Origin of the sequence: Clostridium sp. AM29-11AC (assembly GCF_003480545.1) — a bacterium.
In the GTDB taxonomy this organism is placed as follows: Bacteria; Bacillota; Clostridia; order Lachnospirales; family Lachnospiraceae; genus Otoolea; species Otoolea saccharolyticum_A.
The window spans coordinates 1-20,215 of the sequence record NZ_QUJI01000024.1; the positions used below are offsets into that span (position 1 = coordinate 1).

Sequence of the window (20,215 nt, forward strand, 5' to 3'; positions counted from 1 at the left end):
CATGGTTTTATAGCCTCCTTTGATAGATTTGGTTGTGGTGACTTAATTTTACCAAACGGTTATAGACCATGTCTATTTTTATGAAATTGATTTTGAGAAATTAATTATACGTCATCCGCGGGGATCGCACTGCGGCGAAAAGGACTCCTTTTACCCTTTCTCTCTTTTTCCCTCATGCACCACCCAGAGCATCCCTCCGTATGCTGCACAGATCACGCCTCCCTTTGCTGCCAGCTGCACGAACCCGTTCATCTCCGAGGCTTTCATCCAGGCAGTCACAGGCTCCAGAGCATACAAAATTCCCACCGCCACGGCCAGGCACAGGCAGGGCTTTACAATCATCTCGCCGGCTCTCATGGGAACTCTCACCTCGCCGTTCAGGCACACAATGTGCAGAAGGGCCAGCAGAAGCTCGCTGAGCAGGAGTCCATAGAAGTAAGCCCTCATTCCCATATGGGGAATTCCAAACACCACGAAGGACAGGTTGAGAAGCATGGAAACTGCGTTGTGAACGAAGACGGAGGAGGTTTTTCCGAGGCCGTTTAAGATACTGCCCATGGTGGTGGAGATGTACATGAACGGGCAGAGCCAGGCCAGAATGCGGATATAGTCCCCGGCAGCGGTGTTCTGGAATACGGTCATTCCAAGCTCCGGCCCGAAGAGGACGAAAAGTCCTACACAGAGAATTCCCATGTACAGGCTGTAGCGCAGAGCCATATAAATTGTTTTTTCAATCCGGGCCGTGTTTTCCTGAGCCTGGGCTTCGGCTACAGTGGGGAGCAGGACGACGGAAAGAGAGTTGGTGATGGCAGAGGGAAAATAAATAAAGGGGAGAGCCATTCCTGTCAGAACGCCGTACATACTCAGGGCATCTGAGTGGTTCAGCCCAAATTCAATCAGTCTGTTTGGGACAAAGATTGCTTCCAGGCTCTGAAGGCAGTTTAAAATCAGCCGGTTTCCCATGAGAGGCACTGCCATGGCCATGAGGGGGACCGCTGTGGCGAGAAAACCGGCTGAGGGGACAAAAGAGGAAGATTCGCTTTTATGGCGCCTTCTCTTTGCATGTTTCTGAGCCTGCGGCCGTCTGCCGTTATTCCTGTCTTTCACTGCATAAACCAGATAGCTGTACACAGCCGATCCAGCTTCGCCGATAAACATGCCCCAGACCGCCACAGACACCGTTACAGGCTCTCCGTTTGCCGTCAGGACCTGTACCATCAGAAAGACGGCGCTCATGCGGATGACCTGCTCGAACATCTGGGAGAGTGCCGGAACGGCAGTGCGCTTCATACCATAATAGTAGCCGCAGATGCAGGCGTGGATGGAGGAAAAGGGAATGGACAGGGCCATGACCGGCAAAAGCGGCTCGCAGGCCGGCTCTAAGAGGACAAAGCGGGCGATAAACGGAGCGAACTGCCAGATAAGTCCCGCAAGAAGCCCTGATAAAGACAGGGAAATGATAAGTCCTGTCCGGAGAGAAGCCTTTCCGGAGCCGGCATCCCTGGCCACCAGACGGGAGATTGAGGTCTGGATAGCCCCGCAGCACAGGGCAAATGCAACCGAATGGACAGGAAATACCATCTGATAAATGCCGAGTCCCTCGGCCCCTACGGCCCGTGAGAGAAAGATCCGGTAGAAAAAGCCGAGAATCCGGCTTAAAAAGCCGGCAGCCGTCAGCAGGAGAGTGCCGGCAATCAGTGGATTTTTTTTCATAAAAGCTCCGAACCTGGGGAATTAATAGTATTATATTTTTATAAACAAGAATTATTACTACTTGTGTTTCGCAAAATTTCCTTTATAATAGTAAACGTAGATGAAGCTTTTACCTTTATTCCTACAAAATAAGACGAAAGGCGGATTTAAAATGAAACAGTTGATTTATCTCGACAATGCGGCCACCACAAAGACCAGGCCGGAGGTAGTGGAGGCTATGCTTCCCTATTTTACAGAGCAGTATGGAAATCCATCCTCTGTCTATGATTTTTCCTCGGGCCCTAAGAAGGCGATTGCCCACGCAAGGGAGACTATCGCGAAGGCTCTGGGCGCAAAGACGAACGAGATTTATTTTACAGCAGGGGGAACCGAGTCCGACAACTGGGCGTTAGTGGCTACGGCCGAGGCCTACCGGGCGAAGGGAAACCACATTATTACTTCAAAGATTGAGCATCACGCCATTCTCCACACCTGTGAGTACCTGGAAAAGCGCGGCTTTGAGGTGACATACCTGGACGTGGATGAGAACGGCGTTGTAAAGTTAGAGGAGCTTAAAAAGGCAATTCGGCCGGAAACTATTTTAATCTCCATCATGTTTGCGAACAATGAGATCGGAACCATTGAGCCTGTCCGCCAGATAGGCGCCATTGCCAAGGAACACGGAATTCTGTTCCACACAGATGCTGTCCAGGCTTTCGGCCATGTTCCGATTGATGTGGACGAGTGCGGCATAGATATGCTGAGCGCCAGCGGACACAAATTTAACGGGCCGAAGGGAATCGGATTTTTATATATCAGAACCGGCGTGAAATCGCGCTCTTTCATTCACGGAGGAGCACAGGAGAGAAAGCGCCGCGGAGGCACAGAGAACACACCCGGAATTGTGGGACTGGGAAAGGCCTGCGAGCTTGCCATGGCTTCCATGGAAGAGCGCACCAAAAAGGAGAAGGAGATGAGGGACTACCTGATCGCCAGAGTGATGAAGGAAATCCCCTACACAAGGCTTAACGGGCATCCTACAGAGCGCCTCTCCAACAATGCGAATTTTGCCTTCCAGTTTATTGAGGGAGAATCTCTTCTGATTATGCTGGATATGGATGGGATCTGCGGCTCCAGCGGCTCCGCCTGCACCTCAGGCTCCCTGGATCCGTCTCACGTGCTTCTCGCCATCGGCCTGCCTCACGAGATTGCCCACGGCTCTCTGAGGCTCACCTTAAACGACGAGATCACAAAGGACCAGATTGACTATACCGTGGAGAGCATCAAAAAGATTGTGGAGAGACTGCGCTCCATGTCCCCGCTCTACGAGGACTTTGTCAAGCATCAGAGATAGCGGCGGTAGAAACAGGCAGCCGGGAAACCGGCCTGTCAGGCACGGTCTGGCCAAGCTGCTTTGGCCTTAGAAAAATTTCAGCCTGCTGCAGCACAGCCTGACAGAGAAGGACGGCAGACTGCAGCAGGAACGTGAGCGTATGCAGAAACACGAAAACAGTATGACAGAAAAGACAGGAGAAATACTATGTATTCAGAGAAAGTTATGGACCACTTTCAGAATCCCAGAAATGTGGGAGAGATAGAGAACCCCAGCGGAATGGGAACCGTTGGAAACGCCAAGTGCGGAGACATTATGAGAATTTACCTGGACATTGACGAGAACCAGATTATCCGGGATGTGAAGTTTAAGACCTTCGGCTGCGGAGCAGCCGTTGCCACCAGCAGTATGGCCACAGAGCTTGTGAAGGGCAAGAGTATTAAAGAGGCCATGCAGGTGACAAACAAGGCCGTTATGGAGGCGCTTGACGGGCTTCCGCCGGTGAAGGTTCACTGCTCCCTGCTGGCAGAGGAGGCTATTCACGCTGCACTCTGGGACTATGCTGAGAAGAACGGAATCAAGATCGAAGGCCTTGAGAAGCCAAAGTCTGATATCGGTGAAGAAGAAGAGGAAGAAGAGTACTAATCACCATGGAGAAAAAGAAGGTAGTGGTAGGCATGTCAGGAGGAGTTGACTCCTCCGTGGCTGCCTGGCTTTTGAAAAAACAGGGGTATGACGTGATCGGCGTGACCATGCAGATCTGGCAGGATGAGGAACCGGAAGCTGTGGAAGAGAACGGCGGCTGCTGCGGACTCAGCGCGGTGGACGACGCCAGAAGGGTGGCGGAGGATCTCGCCATCCCCTATTATGTGATGAACTTTAAAAAAGAGTTCAGGGAGAACGTCATGGATTACTTTGTGGCTGAGTACTTAAGAGGCCGCACTCCAAATCCCTGCATTGCCTGCAACCGGTTTGTGAAATGGGAGTCCCTCTTAAAACGGAGTCTGGAAATAGGAGCGGACTACATTGCCACAGGCCACTATGCCAGGATTGAGAAGCTGCCAAATGGCCGCTATGCCCTGAAAAAATCTGCCACAGCAGCCAAGGATCAGACCTACGCCCTCTATAATCTCACCCAGGAGCAGCTCGCCCACACACTCATGCCTGTGGGCGAGTACACGAAGGACGAGATTCGGAAGATGGCGCAGGAGCTGAACCTGAGAGTGGCCCACAAACCCGACAGCCAGGAGATCTGTTTTATCCCTGACAATGATTATGCCAAATTTATCATGGAGGACATAGGAAAGGAGCTTCCGGAAGGAAATTTTGTGGATCTGCAGGGAAATGTTTTAGGACGCCACAAAGGGATCACTCACTACACGGTGGGCCAGAGAAAGGGCTTAAACCTTTCCATGGGCCATCCTGTTTTCGTGGTCGAAATCCGTCCGGAGACCAACGAGGTGGTGATCGGGGAGAACAGTGATGTATTTTCCAGAACGCTGCGGTTTAACCGGATCAACTGGATGGCAGTGGACGGGCTTCACGGAGAGGAGCACCGCTTCATCGCCAAAATCCGTTATGGCCACAAGGGAGCACCCTGCACAGTGAGGGAAATAGGCAGTGACCTGGCGGAATGTGTATTTGACGAGCCTCAGAGAGCCATCACGCCGGGACAGGCCGTTGTGCTGTACGACGGGGAATATGTGGCTGGAGGAGGTACCATCCTATGATTCAGAATCAGAGTGAAAAGCAGAGAGGAAGATCCCGCCGCAATGTAAAAAATGCAGAGAGGAAAAAAGGAGGCGCCAGATTCCCTGTACAGAAGCTGGAAGCCCTCCGCAGCCTTATTTCTGACAGGAAGTCAGGACTGGGAAGCAGGCCTTCAAAGAGTCTGAGCCTTGGCCGGTCGGCCGCTGCAGGGCGGACGGCGAACCAGGGGCGTAAGGTTAAAATTATGCAGGGGGCAAGGCCCGGACGAGGCAAAAGACCCAAAAGAGATTTGGCATATGGCCTGGCAGCAGCAGCTCTGCTTGCTGTCTGTCTCTGCGCCGGAGGGTTTTATTTGGGAGAGGGCTTCAGGATTTTTTCAGATAAGACGGCGGTACTGAAGGAGGCACAGGCAGAGACTACTGCAGAACTTATGGCAGCCGAGGCTGCAGAAGGGCAGGAAAAAGAAGGAGAGAAGCAGGAGCTTTATCTGAGCGACGCAGTTGCGGGCGGAGCCGGCAGCCAGGCAGAGGGTCAGGCTGTTTCCGGGGATGGCAAGCCGCAGATTGATCAGCTGGACAGCGCCCTGACTACCTCCAATGGTTTTGCGGATACAGAGGATCTGGTGACCGTTCAGGAAAACGGAGTTAATCTGAGGGCGGAAAGCCAGACGGGAAGCCGTATCATTACGCAGCTTCAGGCAGGAGAGGTGCTTGAAAGGACCGGAAAAAATGAAGAGTGGAGCCGTGTACTCTATGACGGAAGAACCTGCTATGTGGCGTCCCAGTATGTGAAGGTTCAGGAGCCGGAAAAAATCGTACAGGAGCCTGTGCCGGAGGCTGATGCGCCGCAGGGAAGAGCTGTGCCGGCCGACGCGGCAGTTATGGCGGCCTCTGACGGGACGGTGATCCCAGTCTCCAATGGGCGGATTGTTGTGCTGGACGCAGGCCATCAGGGAAAGGAAAATACCTCAAAGGAGCCGGCAGGGCCGGATTCTTTCTCCCAGAGGCAGAAAATGCCGGCCGGAGCTGTGGGAAATTCTCTGGGACTCAGAGAGTGTGATGTGACGCTGTCGATCGCCAGGAAGGCGAAGCAGATTCTCACAGAGAGAGGTTATACAGTCATTATGACCAGAGAGAGCAATGACATCAACCTGAGCTGCGCGGAGAGGGCGGAGATAGCCAACCGAAGCGGTGCAGGAGCCCTTGTCCACATCCATACTCACAGCCAGGAGAGTACATCCGTATCAGGTATCCTTGCCACCTGTCAGTCATCGGGAAATCCCTACAACAGCGGCATATACGGCAGAAGCTACGCTCTTTCCAGAAGCATCTCGGGCAGCGTCAGCCAGGCTACAGGAGCCAGAAACCGCGGTGTACAGCAGACAGATACACTCAGCGAAATAAACTGGAGCCAGGTTCCGGTTACGGTTCTGGAGGTTGGATTTCTGAGCAACCAGCAGGAGGAGCTGCTTTTATCTCAGGAGGAGTACCAGGACAGAATCGCTCTGGGAATTGCCGACGGCCTTGATCAGTTTTTCAGCTCCGGAGAGTAGAGAAGACAGAAGAAAAAGGCAAAAAAGCTGTAAAACCAGGTGACAAACCGGGAAAAATTTTGTATAATACAAAAGATGCCGCTGGAAGGCCAGCGGTACAGACTGGAGATGTAGCGAAGAGGCCGTAACGCGGCGCACTCGAAATGCGTTTGTCGGTTCATCCCGGCACGTGGGTTCGAATCCCACCGTCTCCGCTTGAAACCCTTGATTTTTCAGGGGTTTTTCTTGTATTATAGGAAATTCCTCCGAATTTCCTATAATACAAAAAGCCCTGCCGGGCGGGATGCGCACGCCGCGCAGAGGAAAAGGCTGCTTAAAGCAGCCGCGCGGTTCTATTATTGTATTCCCAATAAGCAGAACTGGCGGCGGGAAGATAGAACCGGGAGAAAAGAAAATACCGCAGCCAGAACCAGGCTGCATGCAGGCCCGGTACTGGCTGCGGTATTCTGAGCGGAAACAGTTTAAAACAGGAAGCGGTTTCACGCCTGTCTTTTATTTATTTTCCAGGTTGTAGAGCAGGGAGATGTCTGTCAGTTCTCTCTCTAAGGTATCCTCAGCCGGGTGTGCGTGTGCATCCTCTTCCTTTTTTGTATCTGTATTAAAGCTGTAAAGAGAAGCAGCTACGTTTACCTCATGAACTAAATCCTTTTTCTCATTGTTGGACATGATAATCATCCTTTCGCTTTTAATATTATGCTGTTTTTGCAGAGGGAACCCCTCAGCTTTTCTAAGTTTTATCAAAGGCACGTTCCCTTTGATTGCCCTCAGTATAGCACCCTAAAATAAATTGTCAATAACGGAAATCGTATTTTTTGTACCTTTTCAAAAACAATTTTTCGTCTATAAACAGGGGATAATACGATGTTTCATCGGGTGTTTATGAGCTCCGTCAAAAGGACGAAATGAGGCTGAAAAAAGAAAAGAAATTTGTGAGAGAAGACGATTTGACATTTTTGAGCAAATAAACGGAATTTGATCAAAAGATAAGAACGGCTGAAGAATAGAATATCCAGAAAATGGGGCATATAGTAAAATAAAATTAAGAGGAAGCGGGAAGGAGCAGCTCCACAGATTCTTTACAATCGAAAGTGCCTGTACTATAATGAAATTTTAAGATAAGAGTATCCGCACAGCCAGAAGCAGGCGGAGAGAAGGGAAGAACGATGACATGAAGAAAACTCGTATCTGGCACATAGTCCTTGTATGCTATGTGCTGTTTATATATTCCAATTCCATGACCCCGGCTGCTATTTCATCTCAGGAGAGCGGTTTTGTCCTGGAGCTGGTTCACGGCCTGCTGGACAGTGCGGGGATCAGCGCTTTGTGGCTGACAGACCATATTATCAGAAAATGTGCTCATTTCTGTGAGTACACAGTCCTGGGAGTTCTTTTGACACAGAGCCTGAACCAGGTGCAGAGCTTTGGAAGATGCCGGGTTCTGCTTCAGCTTTTCCTCAGCGTGTTTCTGCCGTTTGTGGACGAGACAATCCAGCTTTTCACACCGGGGCGCTCCGGCCAGATCAGCGATGTGTGGCTGGATATGAGCGGTGTGCTGTTTGGAACTGCCGCCGCCGTCTGCTTTTTCAGGGCAGCGGCATATCTCATGAAAAAGGGAGAAAGAGAAGGCTGAGGATAATTTGGAAAATACAGGGAAACATAACAACAGGCGTCAGGCAGCCTTAAAAGAGGGCTCCGGCGCAGGCAGGGAGAAACGGCAGTGTACAGAAATATAAAAATCGTTCTTCAGTATGACGGAAGCCGATATGACGGCTGGCAGAAGCAGGGCAATACAAAAAATACCATCCAGGGAAAGCTGGAAGCAGTTCTGGAGAAACTGGCAGGCGAACCTGTGGAGATTCACGGTTCAGGGCGCACAGACGCAGGCGTTCATGCTCTGGGACAGGTAGCCAACTTCCGGTTAGAGGAACGCTGTCTGGAAGAACTTGTGGATAAAACACCGGAAAAGAAAGAAAATGGAGGAAAAGCATCAAGCGTATCCGCCGCAGTGATGGACTATCTGAACCGTTATCTGCCGGAGGATATTGCAGTCATCAGTGCCATGGAGGTTCCGGAGCGGTTTCACAGCCGCCTGAACGCAGTGGAAAAGACGTATCTCTACCAGATCGAAACGGCCGGCCGGAAAAATGTGTTTGAGAGAAAGTATATCTATGGCCTGGGAGAGGAGCTTGATCTTTTGGCAATGAAAGAGGCAGCGAAGCTCCTTCTGGGAAGCCATGATTTCAGGGCGTTCAGTTCGGCAAAGAGGATGAAGAAGTCCACAGTCCGGGAACTTCGAAAAATCGAGATTCACAGGGACGGAAGCCGTGTGCTTCTGGAGTTTACGGGAAACGGCTTTCTCTATAATATGGTGAGGATTCTGACGGGAACGCTGATAGAGATCGGACTTCACAGGAGAACTGTCGATTCCGTGAGGAAGGCGCTTGAATCGCAAGACAGGGAAAACGCCGGTTTTACGGCTCCGGCGGAGGGACTGCTGTTAAAAAGCGTGAGATATGATGAAAAAAGTTTACAGCTCATGCAATAATAAACGGTTCTGGTGCATTAAACTAATAGAAAGGAAACAAAATCCATGTTTTTGATGGGGATGTTTGCCGCCCTGGAGGGGCCTGACGATTATGGGAGGCTGAGTGACGAGAAGCTTCTTTTAAAGATTGCCGGAGGCGATCAGGAGGCATTCCGCCAGTTATATCAGAATACGGATAAGTCCATGTACAGCTTTATTCTTTCTGTTGTGAGAAATCCTCAGGACGCGGAGGAGATCATGCAGGAAGCCTATCTGAAGGTGTGGACCTCAGCGGGCAGCTACCAGTCCCAGGGAAAACCCCTGGCCTGGATGTTTACGATAGCCAGAAATCTCTGCTATATGAGATTCAGGGATCAGAAGCATGAGTCGGACATGGGGCTTTCTGATCTTTCAGAGATGGAGACAGGTGAATTCTGTCCTCAGATAGAAGATGCCGCCGATAAGCTGGTGCTCTACGGGGCCCTGAAAATCCTGAAGGAAGAGGAGCGGCAGATTGTACTGCTACATACGACAGCAGGATTGAAGCACAGGGAGATCGCGGCAGATTTGGGTATGCCGTTAGCCACTGTGCTGTCAAAGTACAGCCGCGCCATGAAGAAATTGAAAAATTATTTGAGAGAGGAGGGATAACATTGGCCGATGCACATGAAAAATGGAATAATGATGAGATTGCCAGCCATTTGAAATCGGCGGTGGAAGCCCTGACTCCCAATGTATTAGACAGGATCGATCTGGACACCCCGCAGCTTCGGTATATAGAGCAGCCAAAACGTCTGAAGATATACAGGAAGATGAGAAGAGCGGTTACGGCGGCTGCAGCCTGTCTCTGTGTGGCAGCCCTGTACGGCGGCGTGATGCATTATCAGAATACACGGGTGGATTCGGTTATCGGGCTGGATGTAAATCCAAGCATTGAAATTTCAGTAAACCGTAAGGACAAGATACTCGAGACAGAGGCACTGAATGAGGATGCCGTCACAGTTCTGGCGGACATGGACTTGGAAGGGGTTGACCTGAATATAGGAGTCAATGCCATTATCGGTTCGATGGTTCGATGCGGCTACCTGGACGAGCTGGACAACGCGATTCTGGTTACCGTTACCAATGAGGATACGGAGAAGGCCTCCGTGCTCAGGAAGGATGTGGTGACTGACATTGAGACCTCCCTGGAGGCCCATAAGGTCAATGCGGTGGTCTATGATCAGCAGGCGACGGATACCCAGGAGATTGGCGAGATTGCAGATCAGTACAATATTTCCTATGGAAAGGCATGCTTCCTGTATGAGCTGGTAGAAGAAAACGGATTGTCTGAAGCGGAGCTGGAGGCTTTTGCAGGAATGACCATGGAGGAGATTGCCAGGGAAATTGCGGAGCGTTCCTATCAGATAGGCGGCACTGCAGAAACGGAGGAAGCATCTTCACAGAACACAACCTCTGCAGCCGAGACAGAAACTTCACAGATACAGACAGAAAGCTCTGAGGAGAGTCAGAGTACAGAAAGTGTGAGCACCTCTCAGCCAACTGCGACGGCTCCCCCTGTCTCTACAGCCGGAACTCCTGAAACAGAGGAGCAGGAGGAAGAGGCAGAAAGCGGAAAGAAGGCCAGAATCGACTATGTAGATTACTACGAGGGCATTTTAGATGTGACCTTTAAAGAACGGGTGAGATGGAAAAATCCGACTATTTCTGTGCAGGACTCAAACGGCGGAAGCTATTCAGCCAAGATCACAGATACGGGTCCTGACTCCTGCGCCATCGAGATAGAAGGCCTGGAAGGAGGAGAATCCTATGTCTTTATCTTAAGCGGCGTAAAGCCCAGAGAGGGAGGCTCCTACGGAACGGTGAAGGGCTATTTTGATACTCCTGACATCAGCGACGGCGCCATGGGCAATGGAGACGAAGAAAGCCCGGATGACCCGGACGAAGATGACGGAGATACAGAGGAGGAGACTGAGGAGAGCGAAGGAGAGCAGGGCAGCCAGGAAAACGAAGGATCAAAGGGTGAAAGCCAGGAGGGCACAGAAACCTCGGATGCAGCCGCAGCAGAACTGCCTGCGCTGACTGAGCCTGCAGAATCCAGGTCTGTTCCGCCTAAGGAGCAGGGAACGGAAATACAGGTCTGATGTTAAGTGCGCGTGTGACTTTTCGGACAGTGCGAAAGAGGCGAGCGGCATGCCAGTCACTCTGCCCGCCCCAAGCGGAGAGTGGAGACCGGGTGAGGAGACAGAATACTGCATGGACAAAAGCGGGCGGGACGGAAGCTGTTGATAAAGACACAGAAAACAGACAGAGATTAAAACAAACGGAATTTTAATAAAAGAAAACCAGACAAAGCGAATCTGCACAGAAAAGAGGAGAGAAATCTTTGGGAGGCAGATCCGCTTTGTCTGTTTTACGAAACGGCGTTTCCTGTTTGCCACGCAGCTGTTTTTATGATATAATAGCGAGAAAAATGCATGCCATGCTTGCATGAGCATGCATTTGACTAACGTCCCGATGGGACCCGAAGGGAGCCAAAACACCACTGCGGCGAGTGCGCATCCCCCGGAGAGAGTAGCATATCCAGAGGATATGGCATTATGTTTGGGCTGGCAGTGATGCCTGCATTCCCGGATCATGCTGGAGCTGAAGCACCGACATGCCATCGGGAAGGGAAACTAACTAAAGGCAGGAGGAATGATCATGAAATTTGCATATCCGGCAATTTTTATTCTGGATGAGAATGGAAGATATAAAGTTGTATTCCCTGATTTGGAGGGATGCGTGGCTGAGGGAGATAACTTTGAAGAGGCCCTTGAGAGAGCCAAGGAGGCTGAGGAGGCATGGATTCGTGTGGAGCTGGAGGACAGCTGGGAGCTTCCTGGAATCAGCCATGAGGCAGATTTGGAACTTCCGGAGGGCGGTTTTATCAACACAGTGGCTGTCCGCATTAAGCTGGTAGATGACTATGATTGATACTGAAGAAAAAGCTGATTTGGCAGAAAAATAAAAAAAATTAAAAAAACTATTGACGGACACGAAACCATATAGTATAATGACATTCGTTGTTGGGGTATCGCCAAATGGTAAGGCAACGGACTCTGACTCCGTCATTTCAAGGTTCGAATCCTTGTACCCCAGTTATAAACTGGAGAGAGCATCAGTTATCTGCGAGAGCAGAAGCTGGTGCTTTTTTTCTGCAGAATTTTTCTGTTTTCAGAAAAAGACGTGTTACATAGACTTACATTCTGTTTGCCTCCTCTGCTTAGAATTCTCTGACATTTATGCAAAACACTCTCACATTACCCGAAAAGAGGCGGTACCTATTGTGAACTTTTCACAGAAATATTCGGCACTTTCGAAGCAACATGGGATTCGTAATGATTTTATATGGAATTGGGAGAAAAGAGAGTGTAATATTTGGCAAATTGAACAGTTTTTTTCCGACTTATTACAACATATACAAAAAATAAGGCTTTTTTTGGCAGTTGAGACGATAGTTCAGCGTGGATGTTTCAAGGTATAATGACTGCAAAGCGGTCATTATACCTGCGCATGCCGGTTTCAGCATGCACTGCTGAAAGCCGGGCGCTAAATTCCGCCGGAGGCTGCCGTATCCGGAGGATATGGTATAATGACTGCAAAGGCTGGCGATGAAATTTGTCTGGTTCCGTATCAAGATATGATACATATAAACGAAAGGGTTATCTAGGAGGAGAAGAAATGGCTGGATTGTCACTGAAGAACATCACAAAATACTATCAGAACGGACATGTAGTTGTAAAGGATTTCAATCTTGAGATAGAAGATCATGATTTTGTTGTGCTTGTGGGGCCGGAAGGCTGCGGACGATCCACTGTGCTGCGTATGATAGCAGGACTGGAGGATATTTCTTCGGGGGAGCTTCTGATAGACGGACAGAGGGCAAATGAGGCAGGACCCAGAGAGCGGGAGATTGCCATGATTTTTCAAAACTGTACTCTCTATCCCCAGATGTCTGTCTATGAAAATATGGCTTTCGGACTTAAACTGAAACATCTTCCGCAGAAGGAGATTGACTGCCTGGTGAGAGAGACAGCAGAGATTCTGGATCTGGCAGAGGTGCTTGACTGTATGCCGGAAAAGCTGACAGAGGCCCAGAGACAGCTGGTGGCAGTGGGGCGTGCCATTGCCAGGAGGCCCGGAATTTTTCTGATGGACAAACCCTTTTCCAGTCGGGATGAAAAGACCAGGGAGGATATGCAGAACGAGCTGCTGAAGCTGTATGAGAGAATGCAGACCACGGCGATCTATGCGACAGGCGATCCCATGGAGGCTCTCAAGATGGGAAAAACGGTCGTTGTAATGAAGGATGGCACCATTCAGCAGGCAGATTCGCCGAGAAATATCTACTGCTGTCCGGTCAACCGCTTTGTGGCGGAATTTGTGGGTAATCCTGGCATGAACATGATGGACGGCACTGCAGTCAGCGAAGGCCCTCAGGTATATGTGGAATTAGAGAAAGGCCGCATCCTGCTTCCAAAGGAGCTGGGAAGAAAGATAAAGGAGCTGGGGTACGACGGAAAGGAAATCACCGTAGGAATCCGTCCGGAGGATGCCTGTCTCGGGGCAGACCGGGAGCATCCTGAGAATGAGGTGTTCACGGTTCCGGCAGAGGCGTGTGAACTGTCCGGGGACGGGAAGCTGTTGTCCATGAACAGGGAGGAGGGGGCCTTTGTGCTCCGCCTTGCAGAGCCTCTGGGAGAACTTTCGAAGGAAACAGTATCCTTCCATGTGAAAAAGGAGAATATGTGTGTGTTTGACAAGGAGAGCGGACGCAATATCCTCAGATAGCTTTCAGATAAGCATTCAGATGGTCTTCAGAGCGGAGGTCTTAAGACCTTTGTCTGCAGCTTAAAAAGTTTCCCGATTGGCAGGCTGTTTTCGCACAGTCTGCCTTTTTTGCGCTGCAGGAAAGACCTTGCTGCCTTGGCAGTGACTGGGAATTTTTAACAGCTTCCTGTCGGAATCGAATCAGAATCGAAAAAAATTTGCGTTTTTTTGTGAAGAATTAATAATTACTCTTTCATTTTTCGGCGTTTTGCATTAATATAGTAATCAGGGAAAATTTTTGAAAAGGAGAGAAGGCTATGATATCAAATCAGATACTCCAGACAAATATTGAGGGGTTAAAAGGGATTACAAGAGTTGATCTGTGTATCTGCGATACAGAGGGAAAGATTCTGGCCTCCACTTTTTCCGGTGCGGAAGAGTACGAAAATGCAATTCTGGCATTTGTGGAGTCACCGGCTGACAGCCAGGTGCTTCAGGGGCATCAGTTCTTTAAGGTATTCGATGAGCATCAGCTGGAGTACGTTCTGCTGGCAAGAGGCGGAAGCGATGATGTATATATGGTTGGCAAGATGGCGGCGTTTCAGATGCAGAATCTGTTGGTTGCCTATAAGGAGAGGTTTGACAAGGACAACTTTATCAAGAATCTTCTGCTCGACAACCTGCTTTTAGTAGATATATACAACCGCGCAAAGAAGCTCCACATTGAGACCAATGTGAAGCGTGTGGTATTCATTATCGAGACACAGATGGAGAAGGACGGAAACGCCCTGGAAACTGTGAGAAGCCTGTTTTCCACAAAGACGAAGGACTTCATTACGGCAGTAGACGAGAAAAATATTATTCTTGTCAAGGAGGTAAAGCCGGGTGAGACCTACAGCGATCTGGAAAAGACGGCGAACATGATTCTCGACATGCTGAACACGGAGGCTCTGTCGAAGGTCAATGTGGCATTCGGAACCATTGTCAATGAGATCAAGGATGTATCCCGCTCCTACAAGGAGGCCAGGATGGCCCTGGATGTGGGAAAGATTTTCTACAGCACAAAGAACGTAGTGGCCTACAGCAACCTGGGAATCGGACGTCTGATCTACCAGCTTCCGCTGCCCCTGTGCCGTATGTTTATCAAGGAAATCTTCGATGGAAAGTCACCGGATGACTTTGACGAGGAGACCCTGACCACGATCAACAAGTTCTTTGAGAACAGTTTAAACGTATCAGAAACGTCCAGACAGCTCTATATTCACAGAAACACTCTGGTTTACCGCCTGGATAAGCTCCAGAAGAGCACAGGTCTCGATCTGCGGGTGTTTGAGGACGCGATTACCTTTAAGATTGCGCTCATGGTTGTAAAATATATGAAGTATATGGAAAATCTTGACTATTAATCCCGATGGCAGGGCGATAAATTTTCTGGCGGCTTCGCAGCCGATTCAGAGAAAAGCGGGGAGCGCTGCCCGGGGAAGGTTTTTGAGGAATACTGTCCGGGGAGTTTTGGGGAATGCTGCCCGGGAAAGCTTTAAGAAATCAGAACTGGTGTGCACGGCTGAAAATAGTGAGTGCCTGCGGCGGTACTATTCAGGACCGCCGGGCCAGTGTGAAAAGAAATATAAGCAGAAAGCGGACTGCTGCAATATGTGGGGGAGCAATTGTGCAGAAATGGGGCCCATGTGTTGCAGCAGTTTACATAATCTGAGGAGAAGAGCATGATAGAGATCATCAATCTCAATAAGACATATGACAATAAGAATAAGGCTCTGAAAAATATTAACATACGCATCGAGGAGGGAGAGTTTGTTTTTATCATGGGACGCAGCGGTTCCGGCAAATCTACCCTGATGAAGATTCTTTTAAAGGAAGTGGAGCCGACATCCGGAAAAGTCATTGTAAATGACATGGAGCTGGGAAAGATGCCCCGGCGCTATGTGCCGAAATACAGAAAAATGCTGGGAGTCGTGTTTCAGGATTTTCGTCTGCTGAAAGACATGACCGTATACGAGAATGTGGCCTTTGCCCAGCGGGTTCTCGGAATACCCACAAGGAAGATAAAGGAAAATGTTCCCGCCATCCTGCGGCAGGTGGGACTTTCCTCAAAATATAAGTCCTATCCGAACCAGCTCTCAGGAGGAGAACAGCAGAGAGTGGCCATCGCAAGGGCGCTGATCAACAATCCGGCGGTTCTTCTGGCCGATGAGCCCACAGGAAACCTGGACGCTCATAATTCCATGGAGATCATGGGACTTCTGGAGCAGATCAACCGGCGGGGGACTACGGTGGTGGTCGTTACCCACAGCCATGAGATTGTGGAAAAAATGGGAAAACGGGTGATTACCATTGACAGAGGCTGTGTCGTCAGTGATGAGGTTATGGAGCCGTGGGATTACGGGGAGCTGCAGGTGGAAGAGATTCATTCCAGGCGGGGACCTGTCGTAAAAGAGTCGGAGAGCACAAAAAGAGCAGTCAGGGATGAAAGAGAAAAGTATGAGAGAAGCGTCCGCAGTCAGGCAGAGAGCCGGAGCGGCCGCGGCTTGGGCCGTGAGGAATATGGTTCTGGCGCAAAGAGTTATGGAGGAGCCATGGAAGTGCCTGTGGACAGCCAGTCTGCGGACAAAACTGTATCCTTCAGCCAGGTAAGAGAGCAGAGAGGACGGGACAGAGGAAGAGGAAAACAGATATGAGAGTAGGCACATTTTGGTACTGCCTGAAGGAAGGCATAAAAAATATAGGAAAAAATATTTGGTTTTCGCTGGCCTCTGTGGCTGTTGTTTCCGCCTGTATCTTTTTGTTCTGCATTTTTTTCTCCCTTGTGGCGAATGTGCGCTACATGGTGAAAAATGTGGAAACTACGGTGGGAATCACAGTTTTCTTTGATGAAAACCTGACACAGGAGGAGATTCAGGCTATTGGAGCTGAGATAGTAAAACAGCCGAATGTGAAGGAATGCGTCTACACCTCGCCGGAGGAGGCCTGGGAATCGTTTAAGGCGGACTATTTTGCGGGTATGGAGGATTTGGCAGAGGGGTTTGAACAGGATAATCCCCTGGCAGACTCTGCTTCTTATGAAATTTTCCTGACGGATCTGACGAGCCAGGAACATATGGTGTCGTGGCTTCAGTCCCTTGACGGAGTGCGGAGAGTCAACTACTCCAAGGATGTAGCTGCAGGGATGACGGATTTTAACAAAATACTGGGGCTTGTGTCCCTCGGGATCATTATTCTTCTGCTGGCCGTGTCTATTTTCCTGATCAGCAATACCATCAGGACAGCGGCTGCCTTCAGGAAGAATGAGAACAGAATTATGAGGCTGATCGGCGCCACAAATTTTATGATCCGATCCCCGTTCGTGGTGGAGGGAATTATTATCGGTCTGGTGGGAGCTGCCATTCCTCTGGGGCTGATCTATATGGTTTACAGACAGGTGATATCCTATCTGGGAGAGCATTTTGAGATGCTTTCCAATATTGTTGTGTTCATTCCGCTCCACGTTATTTTCCCGTATATGGTGGGAGTGGCCATGTTGCTGGGAGTAGGGATTGGCTTTGTGGGAAGCTTTTTTACAATCCGCAGGCACCTTAAGGTTTAGGAGATGAGGCACATGGGAAAACGCAGTATAAAAACTGGATTGATTGCGCTGGCTGCGGTTCTGGCCGTTATACCGGTTCAGGCGGCGGGAAAGGGTGATATTGACAGCGCAAAGGACAAAATATCTTCTCTGGAGGAGGAGAAGAAAAAGACGGAGGAAACGATACAGGAGCTGGAGAAGCTGAAGGCAGATACGGAGAGTTATGTGAAGGAGCTGGACGGGGAACTGGCCCGGTTAGATGACGAGCTCTCTTCCCTGGACAGCCGGATTACAGACAAGGAAGCCGACATTGAGGAGACGAAGGCTCAGCTTGAGGAGGCTAAAAAGACGGAGGAAGAGCAGTATGCCTCCATGAAGCTGAGGATAAAATATATGTATGAAAAAGGGGATACGAGCTATCTCGATCTGCTTTTGGAATCCGGCTCTATGTCTGAGATGCTGAACAGGGCAGAGTATATCCAGCAGATTTCATCCTATGACAGAAAAAAGCTCACCGAATACGGAGAGATAAAGGAGAAGATAGCTGACGATGAAGAGAAGCTGGAAGCAGAACATGAAGAGCTTCTGACCCTGCAGGAGCAGACAAAGGCCAAGCAGGACTCTGTGGAGAAGTTGGTGGGAGAAAAGTCGAGGGAGCTGCAGAAATACCAGAATCAGATTGCAGCCAATGAATCGCAGCTTGCCTCCTATCAGGCAGATATAGAGGCCCAGGAAAACAGAATTCAGCAGATAGAGGCAGAGCTGAAACGCCAGGAAGAGGAGGCAAGGAAGAAGGCCCAGGAGAAGGGAGAGGAGTATAAAACGGTAAGTATTGGGAATATTAGCTTTATATGGCCGTGCCCTTCCAGCAGCCGTATCACCTCCGGGTTTGGCGGGAGAAGCTCACCGACGGAGGGAGCTTCCAGCAACCACAAGGGAATCGATATAGGGGCATCGTCGGGAAGTGATATTGTCGCAGCTGCCGACGGAACAGTCACTATCTCTACATACAGCTACTCGGCCGGAAACTACATTATGATAAACCATGGAGGCGGGGTATCCACTGTATACATGCACTGTTCCAAGCTTCTGGTATCTGTGGGTGAGACAGTTAAGAAGGGGCAGGTTATAGCCAAGGTTGGCTCTACCGGATATTCAACGGGGCCGCACCTTCATTTCGGAGTCAGAGTGAATGGGGCATACGTCAACCCTTCACAGTATGTGAGCCCATAGAAGGCTGAAGTAAAAACTGGCATAAAATACCGCATAATAGAGAGTTCGGCTCCATTTTCTGCAAACAGGCAGGGGGCAGATTTGCTCTGCGGCTGGTGAGGAGGCTAATTATGGACAATAAAAATAAATTTTGGAAGGGTGTTATGGTGGGCGTGTTCGCCACAGCATTTGTCTGCCTGGTGACGGTGGGGGCTTCCATTGGAATCTATATGTTCGGACGTCAGATTCTGCTGAGAGCAGGAAGCGGCCAGGGCGGCTCCGGGCAGGAGGCAAGCTCGGACGAAGCAGCTTCCCTTGATATGAACCAGGTCACCGGGAAACTGGGAGTCATTCTGGATTTGATTAATGAGGTCTACCTGTTTGACACGGATCCGGCCATTGAGGAGGCGGGAATCTACAAGGGGCTTATGTACAGCCTGGGAGATCTCTACGCCGACTACTATACCCCGGAGGAGATGACCGCCATGATGGAGGAAACAAACGGGGAATACTGCGGAATCGGTGCCATGATCTCCCAGGACAGGATGACAAATGTTTCCACAATTATCAAGGTTTACAAGGATTCGCCGGCTGAGGAGGGAGGACTTCTTCCGGGCGATATTCTCTACAAGGTAGACGGGCTTGATGTGAGCGGCATGGATCTCGACACCGTTGTTAGCCAGTATGTGAGGGGAGAAGAGAATACTTCTGTAACGCTCACGGTTTACCGCGACGGGGAAGAAGTAGAGGTTACTATGAACCGCCGTAAGCTGGAGGTTCAGACAGTAGAGTACCAGATGATGGACGATGGTAAGACAGGATACCTGCTGGTGACAGAATTTGACACCGTGACGGCAGAGCAGTTTAAGTCCGGAATCGACGGGCTTCTCAGTCAGGGAATGGAACAGCTCATTCTGGATTTCAGAAATAATCCGGGAGGTGAGCTGAACGCCGCTGTGTCCATGGTTGACTACCTGCTCCCGGACGGACAGACAATTGTTTCCATTGCAGATCGAAATGGAGTGGGGGAAACCTACACATCAGAGGATGGACATGAGCTGGATATTCCCACAGCAATTCTCGTAAACGGAAATTCCGCCAGCGCTTCCGAGGTATTTACAGGAGCCATGAAGGATCATGACAGGGCAACGATCGTCGGAACTACCACATTCGGAAAGGGAATTGTGCAGTCTCTGTACACTCTGCAGGACGGAAGCGGAGTCAAGCTCACAACGGAGCATTACTATACGCCGGACGGAACAGATCTCCACGGAACGGGAATAGAGCCGGATGTGACGGTGGAGCTGAACGAAGATCTGGCGACGATGATAGAAATACCCAAGGATCAGGACAATCAGCTCACCGCTGCTCTCAATGTGCTGAATGGGGAAGAGGCCAATACCCAGGAAGACAGTACTGAGGCAGGAGATGAGGCAGCCTGATAAGAGAACCTGAAATAAAAAATACGTCTTGCTGAAGAGTTTTTCTCTAATGCAAGGCGTATTTTTGTGCAGTTTTTCAGCAGGCGGTTTCAGAAGCCCCAGAAAAGTACCCTGGCGAGACAGAATTTGAATATCCTGAATGTATTTTATCGCTTTCTGCTATGCTCCAAAGGCTGTCTCCCAGAAACAAAGAGTTTAAACAGCAAATAAAGGGTGTGGATAGAAAACAAAGAGTTTGGATAGCAAATGAAGGGTGTGAATAGAAAATGAAGAATGTGAATAGAAAATAGAGAGTTTGAATATAAAATAGAAAGTTTGAACAGAAAATAGCGAGATGAATAAAAAGACAGAAATAAAA

General features: G+C 49.8%; 16 protein-coding genes, 2 tRNA genes and 1 pseudogene. 17 read left to right on the plus strand and 2 right to left on the minus strand.

Annotated elements, in window-relative coordinates; translation table 11 throughout:
• Positions 1–150 precede the first annotated feature (150 nt).
• Positions 151–1,713 carry an oligosaccharide flippase family protein gene (locus tag DW757_RS14405; RefSeq protein WP_118752067.1) on the minus strand — a complete coding sequence of 521 codons (1,563 nt, stop codon included), beginning with the start codon at positions 1,711–1,713 and terminating at the stop codon, positions 151–153.
• A 151-nt stretch (positions 1,714–1,864) separates the two neighbouring features.
• Between DW757_RS14405 and nifS the strand changes: the two genes are divergently transcribed.
• From nifS to DW757_RS14430, 5 genes are all read left to right on the plus strand, one after another.
• On the plus strand, positions 1,865–3,046 hold the full coding sequence (nifS, locus tag DW757_RS14410) for a cysteine desulfurase NifS (RefSeq protein WP_015545017.1): 1,182 nt from the start codon (positions 1,865–1,867) through the stop codon (positions 3,044–3,046).
• A gap of 186 nt (positions 3,047–3,232) precedes the next feature.
• Complete coding sequence (nifU, locus tag DW757_RS14415; protein WP_008395429.1) at positions 3,233–3,670, plus strand: Fe-S cluster assembly scaffold protein NifU; 438 nt, start codon at positions 3,233–3,235, stop codon at positions 3,668–3,670.
• 5 nt (positions 3,671–3,675) lie between these two features.
• Positions 3,676–4,755 (plus strand): tRNA 2-thiouridine(34) synthase MnmA, encoded by a 1,080-nt coding sequence (gene mnmA / locus DW757_RS14420; protein WP_118752068.1) that lies wholly within the window; start codon positions 3,676–3,678, stop codon positions 4,753–4,755.
• Positions 4,752–6,287, plus strand: coding sequence for an N-acetylmuramoyl-L-alanine amidase (locus DW757_RS14425; RefSeq protein ID WP_118752069.1), 1,536 nt, complete (start codon positions 4,752–4,754; stop codon positions 6,285–6,287). The genes mnmA and DW757_RS14425 overlap by 4 nt, the downstream gene beginning before the upstream one ends.
• A gap of 104 nt (positions 6,288–6,391) precedes the next feature.
• Positions 6,392–6,481: transfer RNA gene (locus tag DW757_RS14430), tRNA-Ser, on the plus strand.
• Positions 6,482–6,779: 298 nt separating this feature from the next.
• Here the strand turns inward: DW757_RS14430 and DW757_RS17455 are convergent.
• Positions 6,780–6,953: a hypothetical protein gene (locus DW757_RS17455; protein ID WP_021966503.1), complete on the minus strand. Its 174-nt coding sequence runs from the start codon at positions 6,951–6,953 to the stop codon at positions 6,780–6,782.
• Between the two features lie 502 nt (positions 6,954–7,455).
• Here DW757_RS17455 and DW757_RS14435 point away from each other — a divergent pair.
• The 12 genes and pseudogenes from DW757_RS14435 (at position 7,456) to DW757_RS14500 (ending at position 19,857) form a co-directional block, all read left to right on the plus strand.
• Complete coding sequence (locus DW757_RS14435; RefSeq protein WP_118752070.1) at positions 7,456–7,917, plus strand: VanZ family protein; 462 nt, start codon at positions 7,456–7,458, stop codon at positions 7,915–7,917.
• Between the two features lie 87 nt (positions 7,918–8,004).
• Positions 8,005–8,832 carry a tRNA pseudouridine(38-40) synthase TruA gene (truA, locus tag DW757_RS14440; RefSeq protein ID WP_008395421.1) on the plus strand — a complete coding sequence of 276 codons (828 nt, stop codon included), beginning with the start codon at positions 8,005–8,007 and terminating at the stop codon, positions 8,830–8,832.
• A 45-nt stretch (positions 8,833–8,877) separates the two neighbouring features.
• Complete coding sequence (locus DW757_RS14445) at positions 8,878–9,462, plus strand: RNA polymerase sigma factor (RefSeq protein ID WP_008395420.1); 585 nt, start codon at positions 8,878–8,880, stop codon at positions 9,460–9,462.
• Positions 9,463–9,464: 2 nt separating this feature from the next.
• The gene (locus DW757_RS14450) at positions 9,465–10,955 is read left to right on the plus strand and encodes a hypothetical protein (protein WP_118752071.1); all 1,491 of its coding nucleotides are present in this window, start codon (positions 9,465–9,467) and stop codon (positions 10,953–10,955) included.
• Between the two features lie 559 nt (positions 10,956–11,514).
• Positions 11,515–11,787, plus strand: a complete 273-nt coding sequence (locus DW757_RS14455; protein ID WP_021966506.1) for a type II toxin-antitoxin system HicB family antitoxin — start codon at positions 11,515–11,517, stop codon at positions 11,785–11,787.
• Positions 11,788–11,880: 93 nt separating this feature from the next.
• A tRNA-Gln gene (locus DW757_RS14460) sits at positions 11,881–11,952 on the plus strand.
• 582 nt (positions 11,953–12,534) lie between these two features.
• Entirely contained in the window at positions 12,535–13,644 is a 1,110-nt protein-coding gene (locus DW757_RS14470) for an ABC transporter ATP-binding protein (protein WP_008395415.1), read from the plus strand.
• A gap of 296 nt (positions 13,645–13,940) precedes the next feature.
• Positions 13,941–15,029 (plus strand): helix-turn-helix domain-containing protein, encoded by a 1,089-nt coding sequence (locus DW757_RS14475; protein ID WP_015573612.1) that lies wholly within the window; start codon positions 13,941–13,943, stop codon positions 15,027–15,029.
• Positions 15,030–15,347: 318 nt separating this feature from the next.
• Positions 15,348–16,004 (plus strand): annotated as a pseudogene (gene ftsE, locus DW757_RS14485) (cell division ATP-binding protein FtsE); the annotation flags it as partial.
• Positions 16,005–16,315: 311 nt separating this feature from the next.
• Positions 16,316–17,224, plus strand: a complete 909-nt coding sequence (ftsX, locus tag DW757_RS14490; protein WP_015544147.1) for a permease-like cell division protein FtsX — start codon at positions 16,316–16,318, stop codon at positions 17,222–17,224.
• Between the two features lie 12 nt (positions 17,225–17,236).
• Complete coding sequence (locus DW757_RS14495; protein ID WP_015573614.1) at positions 17,237–18,436, plus strand: M23 family metallopeptidase; 1,200 nt, start codon at positions 17,237–17,239, stop codon at positions 18,434–18,436.
• A 110-nt stretch (positions 18,437–18,546) separates the two neighbouring features.
• Positions 18,547–19,857, plus strand: a complete 1,311-nt coding sequence (locus tag DW757_RS14500) for a S41 family peptidase (RefSeq protein ID WP_008395408.1) — start codon at positions 18,547–18,549, stop codon at positions 19,855–19,857.
• Positions 19,858–20,215: the final 358 nt, after the last annotated feature.

What these genes read in the sequence shown, in the direction of transcription:
- nifS (WP_015545017.1), top strand. Translation starts at nt 1,865, where the DNA reads ATGAAACAGTTGATTTATCTCGACAATGCGGCCACCACAAAGACCAGG.
- DW757_RS14435 (WP_118752070.1), top strand. Translation starts at nt 7,456, where the DNA reads ATGAAGAAAACTCGTATCTGGCACATAGTCCTTGTATGCTATGTGCTG.
- DW757_RS14475 (WP_015573612.1), top strand. Translation starts at nt 13,941, where the DNA reads ATGATATCAAATCAGATACTCCAGACAAATATTGAGGGGTTAAAAGGG.
- DW757_RS14425 (WP_118752069.1), top strand. Translation starts at nt 4,752, where the DNA reads ATGATTCAGAATCAGAGTGAAAAGCAGAGAGGAAGATCCCGCCGCAAT.
- mnmA (WP_118752068.1), top strand. Translation starts at nt 3,676, where the DNA reads ATGGAGAAAAAGAAGGTAGTGGTAGGCATGTCAGGAGGAGTTGACTCC.
- DW757_RS17455 (WP_021966503.1), bottom strand. Translation starts at nt 6,953, where the DNA reads ATGTCCAACAATGAGAAAAAGGATTTAGTTCATGAGGTAAACGTAGCT.
- DW757_RS14405 (WP_118752067.1), bottom strand. Translation starts at nt 1,713, where the DNA reads ATGAAAAAAAATCCACTGATTGCCGGCACTCTCCTGCTGACGGCTGCC.
- DW757_RS14455 (WP_021966506.1), top strand. Translation starts at nt 11,515, where the DNA reads ATGAAATTTGCATATCCGGCAATTTTTATTCTGGATGAGAATGGAAGA.
- DW757_RS14500 (WP_008395408.1), top strand. Translation starts at nt 18,547, where the DNA reads ATGGACAATAAAAATAAATTTTGGAAGGGTGTTATGGTGGGCGTGTTC.
- DW757_RS14495 (WP_015573614.1), top strand. Translation starts at nt 17,237, where the DNA reads ATGGGAAAACGCAGTATAAAAACTGGATTGATTGCGCTGGCTGCGGTT.
- ftsX (WP_015544147.1), top strand. Translation starts at nt 16,316, where the DNA reads ATGAGAGTAGGCACATTTTGGTACTGCCTGAAGGAAGGCATAAAAAAT.
- nifU (WP_008395429.1), top strand. Translation starts at nt 3,233, where the DNA reads ATGTATTCAGAGAAAGTTATGGACCACTTTCAGAATCCCAGAAATGTG.
- DW757_RS14470 (WP_008395415.1), top strand. Translation starts at nt 12,535, where the DNA reads ATGGCTGGATTGTCACTGAAGAACATCACAAAATACTATCAGAACGGA.
- DW757_RS14445 (WP_008395420.1), top strand. Translation starts at nt 8,878, where the DNA reads ATGTTTTTGATGGGGATGTTTGCCGCCCTGGAGGGGCCTGACGATTAT.